General features: G+C 56.7%; 15 protein-coding genes. 8 read left to right on the forward strand and 7 right to left on the reverse strand.

The genetic code is table 11. From position 1 onward, the window contains the following. Nucleotides 1–4 precede the first annotated feature (4 nt). Nucleotides 5–1,186, forward strand: coding sequence for a 4-hydroxybenzoate 3-monooxygenase (gene pobA, locus J0X12_RS14150; protein ID WP_207046934.1), 1,182 nt, complete (start codon nt 5–7; stop codon nt 1,184–1,186). A gap of 6 nt (nt 1,187–1,192) precedes the next feature. On the opposite strand, the gene J0X12_RS14155 is transcribed toward pobA, so the two are convergent. The 6 genes from J0X12_RS14155 to J0X12_RS14180 form a co-directional block, all read right to left on the reverse strand. Next, complete coding sequence (locus tag J0X12_RS14155) at nt 1,193–2,767, reverse strand: alkaline phosphatase family protein (protein ID WP_207046936.1); 1,575 nt, start codon at nt 2,765–2,767, stop codon at nt 1,193–1,195. 34 nt (nt 2,768–2,801) lie between these two features. Beyond that, nucleotides 2,802–3,188, reverse strand: coding sequence for a DUF427 domain-containing protein (locus J0X12_RS14160; RefSeq protein ID WP_207046937.1), 387 nt, complete (start codon nt 3,186–3,188; stop codon nt 2,802–2,804). Nucleotides 3,189–3,263: 75 nt separating this feature from the next. After that, nucleotides 3,264–3,950, reverse strand: coding sequence for an RluA family pseudouridine synthase (locus J0X12_RS14165; RefSeq protein WP_207046939.1), 687 nt, complete (start codon nt 3,948–3,950; stop codon nt 3,264–3,266). A gap of 4 nt (nt 3,951–3,954) precedes the next feature. Beyond that, nucleotides 3,955–4,275 (reverse strand): DMT family transporter, encoded by a 321-nt coding sequence (locus J0X12_RS14170; RefSeq protein WP_207046941.1) that lies wholly within the window; start codon nt 4,273–4,275, stop codon nt 3,955–3,957. 119 nt (nt 4,276–4,394) lie between these two features. Beyond that, entirely contained in the window at nt 4,395–5,078 is a 684-nt protein-coding gene (locus J0X12_RS14175; RefSeq protein WP_207046943.1) for a GNAT family N-acetyltransferase, read from the reverse strand. Then, complete coding sequence (locus J0X12_RS14180; RefSeq protein ID WP_207046945.1) at nt 5,071–5,580, reverse strand: MarR family winged helix-turn-helix transcriptional regulator; 510 nt, start codon at nt 5,578–5,580, stop codon at nt 5,071–5,073. Before J0X12_RS14180 ends, J0X12_RS14175 begins: the two co-directional genes overlap by 8 nt. A gap of 180 nt (nt 5,581–5,760) precedes the next feature. On the opposite strand from J0X12_RS14180, the gene J0X12_RS14185 reads away from it, so the two are divergent. Continuing rightward, nucleotides 5,761–6,093 (forward strand): ArsR/SmtB family transcription factor, encoded by a 333-nt coding sequence (locus J0X12_RS14185; protein WP_207046947.1) that lies wholly within the window; start codon nt 5,761–5,763, stop codon nt 6,091–6,093. A 9-nt stretch (nt 6,094–6,102) separates the two neighbouring features. Further along, entirely contained in the window at nt 6,103–6,564 is a 462-nt protein-coding gene (locus tag J0X12_RS14190) for an SRPBCC domain-containing protein (RefSeq protein ID WP_207046949.1), read from the forward strand. A 55-nt stretch (nt 6,565–6,619) separates the two neighbouring features. Here J0X12_RS14190 and J0X12_RS14195 read toward each other — a convergent pair whose 3' ends face one another. Continuing rightward, the gene (locus tag J0X12_RS14195) at nt 6,620–7,762 is read right to left on the reverse strand and encodes an acyl-CoA dehydrogenase family protein (protein ID WP_207046951.1); all 1,143 of its coding nucleotides are present in this window, start codon (nt 7,760–7,762) and stop codon (nt 6,620–6,622) included. Nucleotides 7,763–8,081: 319 nt separating this feature from the next. Between J0X12_RS14195 and J0X12_RS14200 the strand changes: the two genes are divergently transcribed. From J0X12_RS14200 to J0X12_RS14220, 5 genes are all read left to right on the forward strand, one after another. Beyond that, a complete protein-coding gene (locus tag J0X12_RS14200) occupies nt 8,082–8,666 on the forward strand; it encodes a hypothetical protein (protein ID WP_207046953.1) in 585 nt (194 codons plus the stop codon). Between the two features lie 628 nt (nt 8,667–9,294). Further along, complete coding sequence (locus J0X12_RS14205) at nt 9,295–10,971, forward strand: ABC transporter substrate-binding protein (RefSeq protein WP_207046955.1); 1,677 nt, start codon at nt 9,295–9,297, stop codon at nt 10,969–10,971. A gap of 80 nt (nt 10,972–11,051) precedes the next feature. After that, nucleotides 11,052–11,984 (forward strand): ABC transporter permease, encoded by a 933-nt coding sequence (locus J0X12_RS14210; RefSeq protein WP_207046958.1) that lies wholly within the window; start codon nt 11,052–11,054, stop codon nt 11,982–11,984. Nucleotides 11,985–11,997: 13 nt separating this feature from the next. Next, nucleotides 11,998–12,882, forward strand: a complete 885-nt coding sequence (locus tag J0X12_RS14215; RefSeq protein ID WP_207046960.1) for an ABC transporter permease — start codon at nt 11,998–12,000, stop codon at nt 12,880–12,882. 10 nt (nt 12,883–12,892) lie between these two features. After that, nucleotides 12,893–14,986, forward strand: a complete 2,094-nt coding sequence (locus J0X12_RS14220; RefSeq protein ID WP_207046962.1) for a dipeptide ABC transporter ATP-binding protein — start codon at nt 12,893–12,895, stop codon at nt 14,984–14,986. Nucleotides 14,987–15,104 lie beyond the last annotated feature (118 nt).

Consider the following 15,104-nt stretch of genomic DNA (forward strand, 5'->3'; position numbering starts at 1 on the left):
ATATATGAAAACGCAAGTTGCCATTATCGGTAGTGGCCCTTCCGGATTGCTGCTCGGTCAGTTACTCAGCCGGCAGGGGATCGATAATATCATCCTCGACCGGGTAAGTCCTGAATATATTCTCGGGCGGATTCGCGCCGGGGTGATCGAGCAGGGATTTGTCGAACTGATGAAGGAGGCGGGCGTTGCGGAGCGGATGCTGCGCGAGGGTGAAATCCATCATGAGGTCGAGATCGCCGTTCACGGCGCGTATCACACCATCAACCTGACGGAGCTGACGGGCGGCAAATCCGTCACCGTGTATGGTCAGACGGAGATTACTCATGATCTGATGGATGCGCGTGAAGAATCCGGCCAGCTTTCCTACTACGAAGCGGAGAATGTCGTCCCCCATGACATGAAAAGCGACAAGCCCTATGTGACGTTCGAGAAGGATGGCGAAGAACACCGCATCGACTGCGACTATATCGCCGGTTGCGACGGCTTTCACGGGGTCTGCCGCCAGAGCATTCCGGCCGGAGTGCTCACCGAGTATGAGCGGGTGTATCCCTTCGGCTGGCTCGGTCTTCTGTCCGATACGCCCCCGGTCAATTTCGAGCTGATCTATGTGAAAAGCGATGAGGGCTTCGCACTTTGCAGCAAGCGCTCGGCGTCCCGCAGCCGCTATTACATTCAGGTGCCGCTTGATGAAAAGGTGGAGAACTGGTCGGACGACCGCTTCTGGGAGGAGCTCAAGCATCGCCTCCCCGAGGATGCCGCGCAACGGCTGGTAACCGGTCCATCGCTCGAGAAAAGCATCGCGCCGCTCCGCAGCTTTGTGGTCGAGCCGATGCAGCATGGCCGCCTGTTTTTGCTGGGCGATGCCGCGCATATCGTGCCGCCGACGGGCGCAAAAGGGCTCAATCTCGCGGCGAGCGACGTCAACACGCTCTATCGCATCCTGACAAAGGTGTATAAGGAGGGGCGAACCGACCTGCTCGCGCGCTATAGCGAGATTACGCTCCGCCGGGTGTGGCACGGGGTGCGCTTCTCCTGGTGGATGACCAACATGCTGCATCATTTCTATAGCGACAGTATCGAGGACAAGATCCGCGATTCAGAACTGAACTTCTTTCTGGCCTCGGATCATCGTCGCCGCATCCTCGCCGAGCAATATGTCGGCCTGCCTTATGAGGACATCGCGTAACGATCCCTACCAGACGCCGAAATAGATGCCGCGTTTTTTCGCGGTATCCGTCTTCTTCTCGATCTCTGCATGGGACGTCGTCGTGCGATTGCGCCGGTGACGGAGCCATTGATTGAGCCGCTCTTCCATCTCGGCACGGATTTCCTTATGCAAATCGCTGGTGCCTAGATCAATCAGCTCATCCGGGTCTTTCTGCAGGTCGAAAAGCTGCGGCCGGAACATGTCATAGGAGATATATTTCCAGCGCTCGGTCCGGAGCATATAGGCGCGCGCATGATCCGGTGAAAGCTCCAGCGACAGACGTGCGCCGCGCCAGGAATAGTCCGCCTCGCTTATCACGAAATCGCGCCATTCGGAGCTGTTGTCTCCCTCGAGCAGCGGCAGAAAGGATTTTCCTTCCAGCACATGGGGTTTAGCCTCCCCACCGAGCGCCTCGATAAAGGTTGGAATAAGGTCAATCGCCTCGATCAGCGCGTGAAGCTCGCTGCCGCGTGTGGAATTGCACGCACTGTCCGGATTGGAGACGATCATCGGGATACGGACGCTTTCCTCATGGAACATCTCCTTCTCGCCGAGCCAGTGGTCGCCGAGATAGTCCCCGTGATCGCTGGTCAGGACAATCATCGTATCGTCGAGCCGGCCCTGTTCCTCGAGAAAGGTCATCAGCCGGCCGATGTGATCGTCAATTTCCGTGATCAGGCCCATATAGGCAGGAATGACATGACGGCGTTTTGTCTCGTCGGAGAAATTGACGCTTTCCTCATGCTTCATAAATGCCTCGATCACCGGATGCGGGTCTTCCCTTTCCCTCTCGCCGCGGTTGGCGGCGATCACATCCGACTCCGAATACATATTGTGATACGGGGCGGGTGCGATATAGGGCCAGTGCGGCTTGATATAGCTGAGGTGCAGGCACCAGGGTGTCTCCCCCAACTCGGTGATCTTCTGCATGGCCCGGTCGGTCATATAGGCGGTCTCCGAATGCGCCTTGTCCACCCGGGCGGGCAGATGGGTATTACGGAGATACCAGCCACTGACCACGTTCTCCGTTTCATCCACGCCGGAATTTGCATAGGTATGCCAGGGATTGTCGCCGACATACCCGTTGTCCCGGAGATAGACGTTATAGGCAAGGTTCGGGTCGGTGAAGGCGTCGGGATGCAGGCCGTCGTCGCGCTCCCAGGGTTCAAAGCCGCATTCGGCGGCGAGGACGCCCTGAACGCTGCTCCTGTCGATGCCGAGGCGCTTCATTCCCTCGATATCGGCGGCCATATGGGTCTTGCCGACCAGCCCGGCGGAAACCCCGAGGTCGCGCATGTGATCGCCCAGTGTCGGCTCGCCTACTTTAAGCGGGACGCCATTATAGGTCGCGCCATGGGACTGCACATAGCGCCCGGTATAGAAGGACATGCGCGAGGACCCGCACACCGGCGCCTGGCAAAAGCTGTTGGTGAACCGGACACCGCGCGCCGCCAGGGCGTCGATATTCGGGGTCTTGATGGTCGGATGGCCGGTGCAGGCGAGATAGTCCCACCGCAGCTGGTCACACATGATGAAGAGGATGTTTTTTACGCTGCCCATGTCTTTTCGTTTCTTGTCTTTATTATGTGCTTTCTCAGATTACCGGGTCATCCAGCCGGTCCATGTAAAAGGAGACATATCCCTTGATGTCGAGCATTTCCTCAAAAGGATCTTCATAGGACCAGGCGAGATTATTCTCGATCCCGAAATTCCAGTAGCTCGCCATGCCCTTATAGGGACAATAGGTATCCTTGTCCGACATGGTGGCGAGATCGAGACGGACATCCTCGGGCGGGAAATAAACCACTGGCGGATAGTCTCCCTCGCGCAGGATAATGGCGCGCCGACTGCGGGCGAGGACTTTATCCTGCAGGGTCGCGACAAATTCCCGATCCGGACTTTCCAGGACAATTCGATAGTCCGGGTTCTTGGCAAAACCGGGGGATGGTTCGGCGGCGCCAGGGGTTACTTCCGTTTCCATAATTATGTCTCCGTTATAATTTGCGGGACGGGCGGTCAGTATGGCCGTGCTTTTCACCGGAACACAAGGGTGTTTTTACCGGTCTTTTGCGGGAACCGGGCCGGTAAGGTCGCTCGGCGCGTGCAGGGTCATCTTCTCGTCCGTCATCGGATGGTGAAATTCAAGTCTCTCCGCATGGAGTTGCAGCCGCCCGGCACGCTTGCGAATGGCCGGGCTCGCGTAAAACCGGTCGCCGAGGATGGCGTGGCCGATCGCGGCGCAATGCAGGCGGAGTTGATGGGTGCGGCCGGTCTTCGGATATAATGCCAGCAGGGTCGCATCCGGCAGGCGTTCCAGTACAGTCCAGCAGGTGAGGGAGGGTTTGCCGTTCTCCCTGTCGATTTTCTGCAACGGGCGGTTCGGCCAGTCGACCGCGAGCGGAAGATCGATCTCGCCTGCATCCAGCCGCAGCGGGCCATCGACCCAGGCGAGATAGCGTTTTTGAACCTTTCGCTCGGCAAACAGGAGGCTGAGCCGGCGGTGCGCCTCCGCCCCCTTGCCGAACAGTAGGATGCCGGAGGTGTCCATATCCAGCCGGTGAACGGTGCGCGCATTGCGATCATGCGCCTTCGCCCGCGCCTCCGCGCAGTCGCTCAAATGGTCACCCCGACCGGGCACAGAGAGAAGGCCGCTTGGCTTGTTCAGCGCCAGCAGATGTTCATCCTCAAAAAGGATGTCGCGGGCGTGCGGTTGTGGCGGGTTATAGTCGGGTGTCGGTGTCACGAGGTCAGGCGTCCGACGACATGTTCATCAGCACCAGACCGGAAACGATCAGCAGCGCGGCGATCACCCGCATCGGGCTTGCCAGTTCGCCAAGCACGAAAACCCCGACGAGGAATGCCCCGACCGCGCCGATCCCCGTCCACACCGTGTAGGCTGTGCCGAGCGGCAGGGCGCGCATGGCCAGCGACAGCAACGCGAAGCTCGCGATCATGGTGACGATGGTGACGATACTGGGCGTGAGGCGGGAAAATCCTTCCGACTGCTTCATCGAGTAGGCCCAAATAATTTCAAGAATGCCGGCGGCGACAAGGTAGATCCAGGCCATTTCTTGGCTCCTTCAAATGGCCGGGTCGTCCCGGAAATCACGTAAGCTGCAAGGGTCGTCCCTTTCCCCGCCTAGATAATATATGAGGCGGGGGCACGCAAGGGGAATCGGCGACAGGCTCAGCCGCGCTCCAGCCTCGCCGCATTGACCATCTGCCGGGTCTTGAAGCCGAGATCTTCATAAACCCGGATTGCCCGCACATTGGTGGAGAAAACATGGAGATAAGGCGTCTCGCCCCGGTCCAGGATTCGCTCCGCCACCCGGATGCAGAGCGCATGGGCGAGGCCACGGCCGAGATGATCGGGATGGGTGCATACGCCGCTTATCTCGGTATACCCCGGATGCTTGAAGCGTTCCCCCGCCATAGCGATGAGCTTGCCGTCCTCCTTCACGCCCCAATAGTCCCCGAGAAGACGGGTGTCACGAAGGTAGGGGCCGGGCCTTGTCAGCAGTGCCAGCGCCAGCATATCCTCCGCATCCGCGTCGGTCAGCTTCTCGATATGAGGGATGTTCTTCCGCGATGCCGCCAGCTTCTGCAGCACCATCTGGTTTCCTTTTCCGGCCATTGCCGCGCGGATCCCGTCGGGCAGGATGATGGGGGCTACCTGTATAAGGAAAAGATTGCCATTGTCCGGCATGACCCGGGCGAGAGAGGCCAGGCTGGCGGCGCTGTCGTCTTTGGTGCCGGCAAATATGCTTACCTCCTGTCGGAAACGCCGGGCGGCCTCATCGCCGACCGCAAATGCCGTGTGGCTGGTGGAGAGGGAATGCCAGATCGGCCGGTCAAGTATATGACTATCCATCCTGTCCCTCCATTTTCGTCTTTTCCGCCGCATTGATCCGCTGGAACAGGGACCTGTCCTTCAGGGCGTTTTCCAGAGTGTCGAGTTGGTCGAGAAGGGGGGCCTGCCTATTGTCACAGAGTTCGGCGAGGCACGCGTCGATCAACGGCCAGACATCGCGTTCCCCCCGTTGTACCAGCACGCGCCCCTGCTCGGTAAGGGTCACGACCTTGGTGCGCTGGTCCTTGCGCCCGCGCGCTACCCGGACGACGCCCTGTTTGGCAAGCTGGCCCACGGTCCTTGTAATGCCGGGTTGACTGACACCAAGGGCCTCGGCGAGATCCCCGACCGTCAGGGGCCCAAGGTCATCAAGGGCGGCAAGCAGGGGACAATGGGCTGTTTGCACCGGAATTTCCTCGGCATCGAAGAGCTGCTGGACATCCGCCTGCAGGCGGTCACCGATACGTTTCAGGCGGGTGCCGAGGGTCAGATACCCCTTACGGCGAACAAAATCATCAACCATGTCGGTCCTCATTCTGTCATTTATATAACAAGATATATAACAAGCTATATTAAGTGTCAATGAGGAAGGAGAAGCAGTCCCGATATCAGAAAAGTCTCCATGTCGGGGCGCTATTAAAAAAAGTAAGGCACATACCTAACTATTATTGACAACGAGCCGGAAATTTATATAGTTAGGCCCATGCCTAACAATCATTCTGACATAGACAGTTTATTCCGTACGCTTGCCGATCCGACACGGCGGGCCGTTGTCGACAGGCTGTCACAGGGCCCGGCAACGGTCGCGGAACTGGCGAAACCTTTCCCGATGGCCCTGCCGTCCTTTTTGCAGCATCTCGGTGTGCTGGAGAAGGGGAACATCATCACCACAAAGAAAGTCGGTCGTGTCCGCACCTGTTATCTCCAGCCGGAAGCGCTGAAGGTTATCGAGGGCTGGCTCGCGGACCGTCGCACCATGTGGGTGAGGCGCCTCGATGCGCTTGAGCAGTATCTGGACAATGACCAACTTGGCTAGGAGCAACCAATGACAGAGTTACCGACCGCCGTTCACGAGACTATTGCCGTCAGCCGCGTGTTCAAGGCGGCGCCCACGCGGGTGTTTGCGGCCTGGACAGACCCGGAATCGCGCAAGAAATGGGAACCCACACCGGAGGGGATGGAGATGATCTATGAGAATTTCGATTTTCGCCCCGGCGGGCTGGAGCGCAGTGAAATGCAACAGGACGGCACCACGCTTGTTGGATTTGAAACCCGTTTTCTCGATATCGTTGCCGATCAGCGCATTGTCTCTACCGTTGCGGTCAACGCGGACGGCGGGGTGATGAGCTGTTCCCTGCATACAATCGAGTTCCAGCCCGAGGGCACCGGCACCCGCCTGATCTGTCATGAACAGGTGGCATGGCTGAACGGCATGAATATGCGCAGCGAGCATGAAGGGGGCTGGGCGGTCTTGTTGGAAAGACTCGCCGCCGTTGTCGACGGCTGAACTGAAAAGACGCCGCGCGCTTCGGCGACGGCGTCTTTTTTTTAAGCAGGGAAAATCAGTCGGCGAGAAGGTCGCGGCTGATGATTTCCTTCATGATTTCCGTTGTGCCGCCGGCAATGCGGGCCATCCGGTTATCGGCCCAGGCGCGGCAGATCGGATATTCCCACATATAGCCATAGCCGCCATGCAGCTGCACGCAGTCATCGAGGACCTGCCAGAGAACCTCGGTCGATTGCATCTTCGCCATGGCGGCGGTGACGGAATCAAGCTCGCCTTTCAGATGCGCGGCAATGCATTTGTCGACGAAGGCCCGCATCATCACCGCCTTCGACTTGATCTCGGCCAGCTTGAAACGGGTGTTCTGGAACTCGGCAATGCTCTGGCCGAATGCCTTGCGCTCTTTCGTATACTCAACGGTCCACTCGAGCGCGGTCTCGATACTGGTGGCGGAGCGGACGGCGATGACCAGCCGTTCCTGCGGAAGCTGCTGCATCAACTGCTTAAAGCCCCGCCCTTCAACGCCGAGCAGGTTGGATTTCGGCACCCGCACGTCATTGAAGAAGAGTTCCGACGTGTCCTGCGCCTTGTAGCCCGCTTTTTCGAGATTGCGGCCGCGTGAGAAACCTTCCCTATCGCCCTCGACCAGTACCAGGGATACACCCTTGCCACCGGCGGCGGGATCGGTCTTGCAGGCAACCACGATAAGATCGGCCAACTGACCATTACTGATAAAGACCTTCTGGCCGTTGATCACATAGTCATCCCCGTCGGCAATAGCGGTGGTGCGGATATTCTGCAGGTCAGATCCGGCGCCGGGTTCGCTCATGGCCACGGCGACGATAACCTCGCCCTTGACCATTTTGGGCAGCCAGTGTTTCTTTTGCTCTTCCGTGCCATAGGCGGTGATATAGGGCGCGACAATTTCCGAATGCAGATGGAAGGAGGGGCCGCTGGTCCCGGCGCGCGCCAGTTCCTCAAGGAAGATCGCGCCGAACAGGAAATCACCGCCGGCGCCGCCATACTCCTCCGGTACGGAGGTGCAGAGAAACCCGCCTTCGCCGGCTTCCAGCCAGACTTCCCGGCTCACCTGGCCGTCTTTTTCCCACTGGGCATGAAAGGGGGCAATCCGCTCCTCGACAAAGCGGCGGGCAGAGGCCCGGAAAAGTTCATGTTCTTCACTGAATAGCTCGCGCTGCATGACAGCTTCCTCTTTTTATTGTTATTGTTCATGTGGGGTCCGTTATAATACCCCGCCGCGCCATTGTAAATTCAAGCTTCGTTATGTGGCCTTCATTTAGTTTTACGGCACCCTTATGAGACGTTTCTCCAATATTTATGGTTAATTTTTTACAGTAAAAACAATAGTTTGACAGTTGTATAAAATTTATTATAAATCTAATTTATATATTCACGGTTCATGTTTGTTTATAGGGTCGTTTTTAAATGACATTTGTGAGCCATCCAGGCGCTGACAGTTACGGCGCTCACATCTAAAGCGCTTAAACTCGGGGGAAATAATGAAGAAATTACTGGGATTGGCTCTCATCAGCGGATTGTTTTTTTCTGTAAATGCGGAGGCTGCACTCTATCGCGTTGATTTCAGCGGCACGGTGGATGATGGGACTTATAATGGGTATTTCACCTATGATAATGCGGGTCTGGACCTGAACGGTTTCAATAGCTCGCCCGGTGGTTTATACTCCACGGCGTTGCCGGAGGATGGGCTGGAAACTTCCCTGGCAATGAATATTAGCTCTTCAAGCGTTTCGGGAAGCTTTGATGAAACGACGGCGGGATCGGCTTGGTTGAATTTCACGGCGGGTGAATTGACCGGCTGGTTGATTGGAGGCAATAATTCAGGTTTTACCAGTGTTTCATCAAGCACTGCGCTTGATTTTAGTTTGGTCGATAACGCCTTTGTTACTAATACGGGATTAGGTTACGGCGGTCTAATTTTTGGATCTGGCCCTGATTGGCAGGTGACGGAACTTTCCGCCGTGCCGCTGCCGGGCGCGGTCTGGGCGTTTGGCGCCGGATTGCTCGGCCTGCTCGGGCTGAAGCGTCGGCGGAAGATGAAGATGCTGCGTACCGCCACCGCGTAACGCGCCCTATGTTGAACTAGAAAAGCCCGGCATTCGCCGGGTTTTTTTATACCCGTAAAAGACGGATAGGTTATTTTCTGGCGATATTTGACTTTCTTCCGCCGGGCCTTATCCTTTACGGAATAAACAGGGAGTGCGTTGGACGGGCGGTGAGGGGCGGTTTTTCACTGGACTGTCCTATTAATATTCTTGGAAAATTCAATCAAAGACTAAATATTCATTAAATGTAAAAAAAGTAAAAAACTCTATTTTTCTTTTCTATTAATTTGTCAATAACGTTAATTCTGATCGTGTAGTTACTGCCAAAGTAATTGAATTTCAGTGGTGTATATTTAATATAGTTTTTATATAGCATCTTTTTAACTTGATGATTTATTTTTTAATTTTTTTAGTTAAATAATATTTTTTGCTATCTCCATTGACGGATATCGCCTCGTTTCACTATGCTGTACGTCAACCAAGTTTATCAATGATTGAAATTGCGACATAATTTGCGGTGAACAGGAAAATTATGGTCGCAATATGGACAAAAAGACCGTCGAAAAAATGAGACAGTTACATTAATAAACCAAAATATACTGAAATATTCGGAAATTGATCTAATAATTGAACAGGGAGTTTAACTACAATGTCAGTCAAGAAGATGGATCATGAGATGCCGGGACGCATCCATCCCAAAATTGAAGTTGTCACAGAACAATTTCGCAGCGGGAAAATGGATCGCCGTGAATTCCTCCGTACCTCCACCTTGCTCGGTCTTTCCGCCGCCGCCGCCTATTCGATAGTCGGTATCGCTGATCCTACCATAAAGGCCGAAGCGGCCACGCCGAAGAAGGGCGGTATCCTGAAGGTGTCGATGGAAGTGCAGGAGATGAATGATCCTGCTGTCTATAGCTGGACTCCGCCGTCGAACGTCGCCCGCCAGATGTGCGAATATCTTGTGATTACAGGTGCCGACAATGTGACCCGCCCCTATCTGGCGGAGAGCTGGTCCGCGTCCGACGATCTCAAGACCTGGACATTTAACCTCCGCAAGGGTGTGAAATGGCATAACGGCGATGACTTCAACGCCGATGACGTGATGTTCAATTTCACCCGCTGGCTCGATCCGGCAACCGGTTCCTCCAATGTCGGGCTGTTCGACTCCATGCTCACCAGCGAGGGCGAGGGCGACAACGCGACGAAGAAGATGACGCCGGGCGCCATCGAGAAAGTCGATGACTACACCATCCGCCTGAACCTGAACTCACCGGTCCTGTCGATCCCGGAAAATCTCTATAACTATCCGACGATGATCGTTCACCGCGACTTCAAGGGAAACCTTGTCGAGCAGCCGAATGGCACGGGTCCGTTCACCCTCGTTGATTTTGCCGTTGGCGAAAAGGCGATCCTGAAACGGGTTGACCAGCCTTACTGGGGCGGGGACGTCTATCTCGACGAAATCCATTACTTCGACCATGGCGCGGGTTCCGCCGCACAGCTGGCGGCCGTCGCCTCCGGCCAGGTGGACATGAACTATGAGTTCGATATTGCCTCTCTCGGCATGGCGCAGTCCATTCCGGGGATGAAAATCCTCGAAGCCCGGACCGCACAGACCGGTGTGATGCGCATGAACATTACGCAGAAGCCGTTTGATGACAAACGTGTCCGTCAGGCACTCATGTATTGTGTCGACGCGGAAAAGTATAACGAGCTTGTCTATCAGGGCCGCGGCGATGTCGGCGAGCATCACCATGTTTCCCCGATCCATCCTGAATATTATCCGCTGAACCGGCGGGAGCGGGATATCGACAAAGCCAAGCTCCTGCTCGCCGAGGCGGGTTATCCGGACGGGCTGGAACTGACCATCGACGTCGGCAACACCAATGGCCCATGGCAGCAGCAGGTCTGCGAAATCCTGAAAGACCAGGCGGCAGAGGCGGGGATAACCCTGAACCTCAACCTGATGCCCGCATCCAAGTACTGGGAAGTCTGGGCAACCACGCCATTTGGCATTACCGCCTGGACCCATCGTCCGCTTGGCACCATGGTCTTGAGCCTGGCCTATCGCTCCGGTGTTCCGTGGAACGAGACGGGGTATAGCAATCCCGCGTTCGAAAAGGCCCTCGATAAAGCTGAATCGCTGGTGGATGCTGAAAAGCGCAAGGCCGCCATGGAGGAAGTCCAACAGATCCTCCAGGATGACGCCATCATGATCCAGCCGATCTGGCAGCCAAAATTCTTCCTGGCGAGCGAGAAGGTCATGAATGTGGAAGCGCATCCGACCCAGTACCACCAGTTCTATAAAGTCTGGATCGACAGCTAAATCAAGAAATGCAGTTAAGGGCGATATGATGTCGCCCTTAACTGATTCTGGTGCTTATTCGCCCCGAGGGGAGCATTAATATGCTGATACTGGCGTCTCGTCGATTTCTCTCAATGGCCCTCATCATGGTCATTGTTTCCTTTACGCTTTTCGCAATATTTGAATCCGACAAGCTGGCTGTTGCCGGAAAGGTTCTTGGACCTTATTCCAACACGGAACAGCGGGAGCTCTGGCTTGAGCAGAACGGCTATAACGAGCCGTTCCTCGAACGATACATCACCTGGGTCGGCAATGCGCTCACCGGTGATTTCGGCTATTCCATTCAGTATAAATCTCCGGTTTCAGAGGTGCTCTGGCCCCGGCTGGGCAACACCGCCATTCTGGCCGGCCTGTATATGCTCTTCATGATCCCGCTCTCGCTCACCTTGGGGGTGATTGCCGGCATGAAGGAAGGATCGGTGCAGGACCGGGTTGTCTCGGTGGGATCGGTGCTGACGACATCGGTGCCGGAATTCGCCTCCGCCACCTTCTTTTCCGCCATTTTTGTGTTCTGGCTGGGCTGGCTGCCCGGCACCTCGGCAATGACCAGCGGGTTTAGCTGGGCGGAGATATTCCTGCCCGTCTTCGTGCTGGTGATGTACGGCTTTGGCTATACCACGCGCATGACACGCGCCTCGATGGCGGAGGTGATGACGTCCCACTATATCCGCACCGCGGTGCTGAAGGGCATCCCCTATCGCCGGGTGATCATGAGACATGCGCTGCGTAATGCGCTGATCGCGCCGTTCACCGTGATCATCCTGCAGCTCAACTGGCTGCTCTCCGGCGTGATCGTGGTTGAAGTGTTCTTCGCCTACAAGGGGTTCGGCAAACTGCTTCTCGATGCCGCCCTGTTTGGCGATATTTTCGTGATCGAGGCCTGTACTCTTGTCGCCGTGTTTGTCGCGGTATTCTCGCAATTCATCTCGGATATCGGCTACACGCTGCTTAATCCGCGGATCCGGTTTACATAAGGGGGGGACGGTTATGACAGCTGAAGTTCAGAACAATGACGACGCCCCATCCGCGATCGGCAAATTCTTCAAATCGATTGGTCTGCTGCGGGAGAGCCCGATTGCCGTCTTCGGCCTGGCCCTGATTTTGTTCTGGGTCATCCTGGCAATCCTGGCGCCGGTCCTGCCGCTATATGACCCGAATGCCCCGCTGGAACCGTTCAAGTTCCCGCTTTCTGAGGCACGCGATGGCGGCTTGTACTGGCTCGGGACCGATCACAAGGGCCGGGACATTCTCTCGCGGGTCATATTCGGCGCGCAGCAGGTGCTGATCTGGGCGACGATGGCAACATTGGTGGCCTATATTGTCGGCATGTTGATGGGGGTGGTCGCGGGCTATCTCGGCGGCTGGTGGGACGAGGTGATCTCCTTTGTTTCCAACGTATTGCTCTCCTTCCCGGTGATCGTACTCTATATCATCATCATCACCTATCTCGGCGCGACGGGATTTAACATCGTGCTCGCCGTGACCTTTGCCTCGGCACCGGGGATCATGCGTATCGTGCGGGGTCTCGTGCTCGACCTTCGAACGCGGGACTATATTTTCGCGGCCCAAACCCGAGGCGAAAGCTCGATCTATATCATGCTGGTGGAACTTCTGCCGAATGCTCGGGGACCGCTGATCGTTGATGCCTGCCTGCGCCTTGGCTATACGACCATCACCATCGCCATGCTCGGCTATCTCGGTCTCGGGCTGCCACCGCCAGATCCGGACTGGGGCAAGATGATTGCGGAAACTCAGCCCCTTGGCAGTTTTGCCGGACATATGGCGATTGTTCCGGCGGCGGCGATTTCCTCGCTGGTGCTTGGGTTTAACCTGCTGGCCGATGGTCTGCGTGAAATTTCAATGAGAGACTAGGAGTATTGTGATGGAACAGACACCCATTCTGGAATGCCGCAATCTCTGCATCTCCTATGATACACGCGGCGGGGAAATCCCGGCCGTCATCGACTTTAACCTGAAGGTAATGCCGGGGCAGGGCGTCGGCATCGTCGGGGAGAGCGGCTGCGGCAAGTCCACCGTGGCCCTCGCGATCATGCAGTATCTCGGCTCCAACGGCTATATCAAGAGCGGGGAGATCTTCTTCCACGGGCGCGATATGCGCACCATGTCGGAAGAGGAACTGCGCGCGTTGCGGGGTTCCAAGATCGCCATGATCTATCAGGAACCGATGGCTTCCCTCAACCCGTCGATGAAGATCGGCGACCAGTTGGCGGAAGTACCACTCTACCATGAGGATGTCACCCGGTCCGAAGCGATGTCACGCGCCCTCGAGCTGCTGGAGGCGGTGAAGCTGCCGGACCCGAAGCGGATCATGAACAGCTATCCGCACCAGATTTCCGGCGGGCAGCAGCAGCGCGTGGTGATTGCCATGGCGCTCCTGTCGAAGCCGGACCTGCTGCTCCTCGATGAGCCGACCACCGCGCTCGATGTGACGGTGGAGCGGGGGATTGTCGAGCTGGTCAAGGAAATCTCCGCCGAGTTCGGCACCTCGATGATCTATATTTCCCATAACCTCGGGCTTATACTGGACACCTGCGACCGGGTGACAGTGATGTATTCCGGCGAGGCGGTGGAGGATGGCACGGTCAACGAGGTCTTCGACGCCATGAAACATCCCTATACGAGCGGGTTGTTTGCCTCGATCCCCCTGCCCGGTGCCGACAAGAACGAGCGGCCGCTGGTCCCGATCCCGGGCCAGTTGCCGCTGCCGCATCAGCGGCCAAAGGGCTGCTTTTTCGGGCCGCGCTGCGCCTTCTTCACGGACGGTGTCTGCAATACCGACAAGGTCGACATGCGCCCTGTCCCCGGAGACGAGGGACATCGGGTGCGCTGCGCCCGGTTTGAGGAGATCGACTGGTCAGAGGGCGACCATGAGGCCGTCACGGTCAAATCGGTCAAATCGGGCAAGATCGTGCTCGATGTGAAAAACATGAAGAAATATTACGAGATCCGCTCAAGCTCGATTTTCGCCATGATCCGCGGCGATGCGGTGAAGACCGTGAAGGCGAACGAGAATATCAACTTCAACGCCCGTGAAGCGGAGACCGTCGCCATCGTCGGGGAATCCGGCTGTGGCAAGTCAACCTTCGCGAAAGTCCTGATGGGGCTGGAGGAGGCCACGGACGGGGAGGTGATCCTGAATGGGGAGGATCTCGCCCATGTCTCCGTGCAGAAGCGCAAGGCGCGTACCGTCGGGCATCTGCAGATGGTCTTCCAGAACCCGTTCGATACCCTCAATCCGTCCCATTCCGTCGGCAGCCAGATTGCCCGCGTGATCCGGAAATTCGGGGTCGAGAAGGAACCGGAGAAGGTGCGCGAGAAGGTCAATGAACTGCTCGACCTGGTAAAACTCCCACGCGACTTCGCCCACCGACGGCCCCGCCAGCTATCCGGCGGCCAGAAGCAGCGCATCGGTATCGCCCGCGCCTTTGCCGGCAATCCGGCGGTTGTTGTGGCCGATGAGCCGGTCTCGGCGCTCGATGTGTCGGTTCAGGCGGCGGTGACGGGTCTGCTGACCGAGATCCAGAATGACCTTCGTTCGACGCTTCTCTTTATCAGTCATGACCTGAGCGTCGTCCGCTACCTCTCTGATCGGGTTGTGGTTATGTATCTTGGCCATATCGTGGAGCAGGGGACAACGGACGAGGTCTTCTCGCCGCCCTACCATCCCTACACGGAGGCGCTCCTGTCCGCCGTGCCGATTGCCGATACGTCGGTCGAGCAGAAACAAATCATCCTGAAGGGCGATATCCCGTCGGCGGTGAACCCGCCGCCCGGCTGCCCGTTCCAGACCCGCTGCCCGCGCAAGATCGGCAGCATCTGCGAGACGGAAATGCCGCCGGTGAAGGAACTCTCGCCCGGCCATACGATCCTCTGCCACCTCGAGGATGACGAGCTGAACGCCATGGAGCCGGTGATCGTCATGCATGATGAGGAAAAGACCGCCTCGGCCAGCTAATCCCGCCATAATTCCAAGCTTAAAAGGCGCTCAACGGGGCGCCTTTTTTGTGCCTTTCCGGGGCAAGCGCATTAACCATAGTTGAAATTATTATTGCTATCAAGAGTAGAACCAATAT

The organism is Sneathiella sedimenti (assembly GCF_017313765.1).
GTDB classification, from domain to species: Bacteria; Pseudomonadota; Alphaproteobacteria; order Sneathiellales; family Sneathiellaceae; genus Sneathiella; species Sneathiella sedimenti.

What these genes read in the sequence shown, in the direction of transcription:
- pobA (WP_207046934.1), top strand. Translation starts at nt 5, where the DNA reads ATGAAAACGCAAGTTGCCATTATCGGTAGTGGCCCTTCCGGATTGCTG.
- J0X12_RS14155 (WP_207046936.1), bottom strand. Translation starts at nt 2,767, where the DNA reads ATGGGCAGCGTAAAAAACATCCTCTTCATCATGTGTGACCAGCTGCGG.
- J0X12_RS14160 (WP_207046937.1), bottom strand. Translation starts at nt 3,188, where the DNA reads ATGGAAACGGAAGTAACCCCTGGCGCCGCCGAACCATCCCCCGGTTTT.
- J0X12_RS14170 (WP_207046941.1), bottom strand. Translation starts at nt 4,275, where the DNA reads ATGGCCTGGATCTACCTTGTCGCCGCCGGCATTCTTGAAATTATTTGG.
- J0X12_RS14175 (WP_207046943.1), bottom strand. Translation starts at nt 5,078, where the DNA reads ATGGATAGTCATATACTTGACCGGCCGATCTGGCATTCCCTCTCCACC.
- J0X12_RS14180 (WP_207046945.1), bottom strand. Translation starts at nt 5,580, where the DNA reads ATGGTTGATGATTTTGTTCGCCGTAAGGGGTATCTGACCCTCGGCACC.
- J0X12_RS14185 (WP_207046947.1), top strand. Translation starts at nt 5,761, where the DNA reads ATGCCTAACAATCATTCTGACATAGACAGTTTATTCCGTACGCTTGCC.
- J0X12_RS14190 (WP_207046949.1), top strand. Translation starts at nt 6,103, where the DNA reads ATGACAGAGTTACCGACCGCCGTTCACGAGACTATTGCCGTCAGCCGC.
- J0X12_RS14195 (WP_207046951.1), bottom strand. Translation starts at nt 7,762, where the DNA reads ATGCAGCGCGAGCTATTCAGTGAAGAACATGAACTTTTCCGGGCCTCT.
- J0X12_RS14200 (WP_207046953.1), top strand. Translation starts at nt 8,082, where the DNA reads ATGAAGAAATTACTGGGATTGGCTCTCATCAGCGGATTGTTTTTTTCT.
- J0X12_RS14205 (WP_207046955.1), top strand. Translation starts at nt 9,295, where the DNA reads ATGTCAGTCAAGAAGATGGATCATGAGATGCCGGGACGCATCCATCCC.
- J0X12_RS14210 (WP_207046958.1), top strand. Translation starts at nt 11,052, where the DNA reads ATGCTGATACTGGCGTCTCGTCGATTTCTCTCAATGGCCCTCATCATG.
- J0X12_RS14215 (WP_207046960.1), top strand. Translation starts at nt 11,998, where the DNA reads ATGACAGCTGAAGTTCAGAACAATGACGACGCCCCATCCGCGATCGGC.
- J0X12_RS14220 (WP_207046962.1), top strand. Translation starts at nt 12,893, where the DNA reads ATGGAACAGACACCCATTCTGGAATGCCGCAATCTCTGCATCTCCTAT.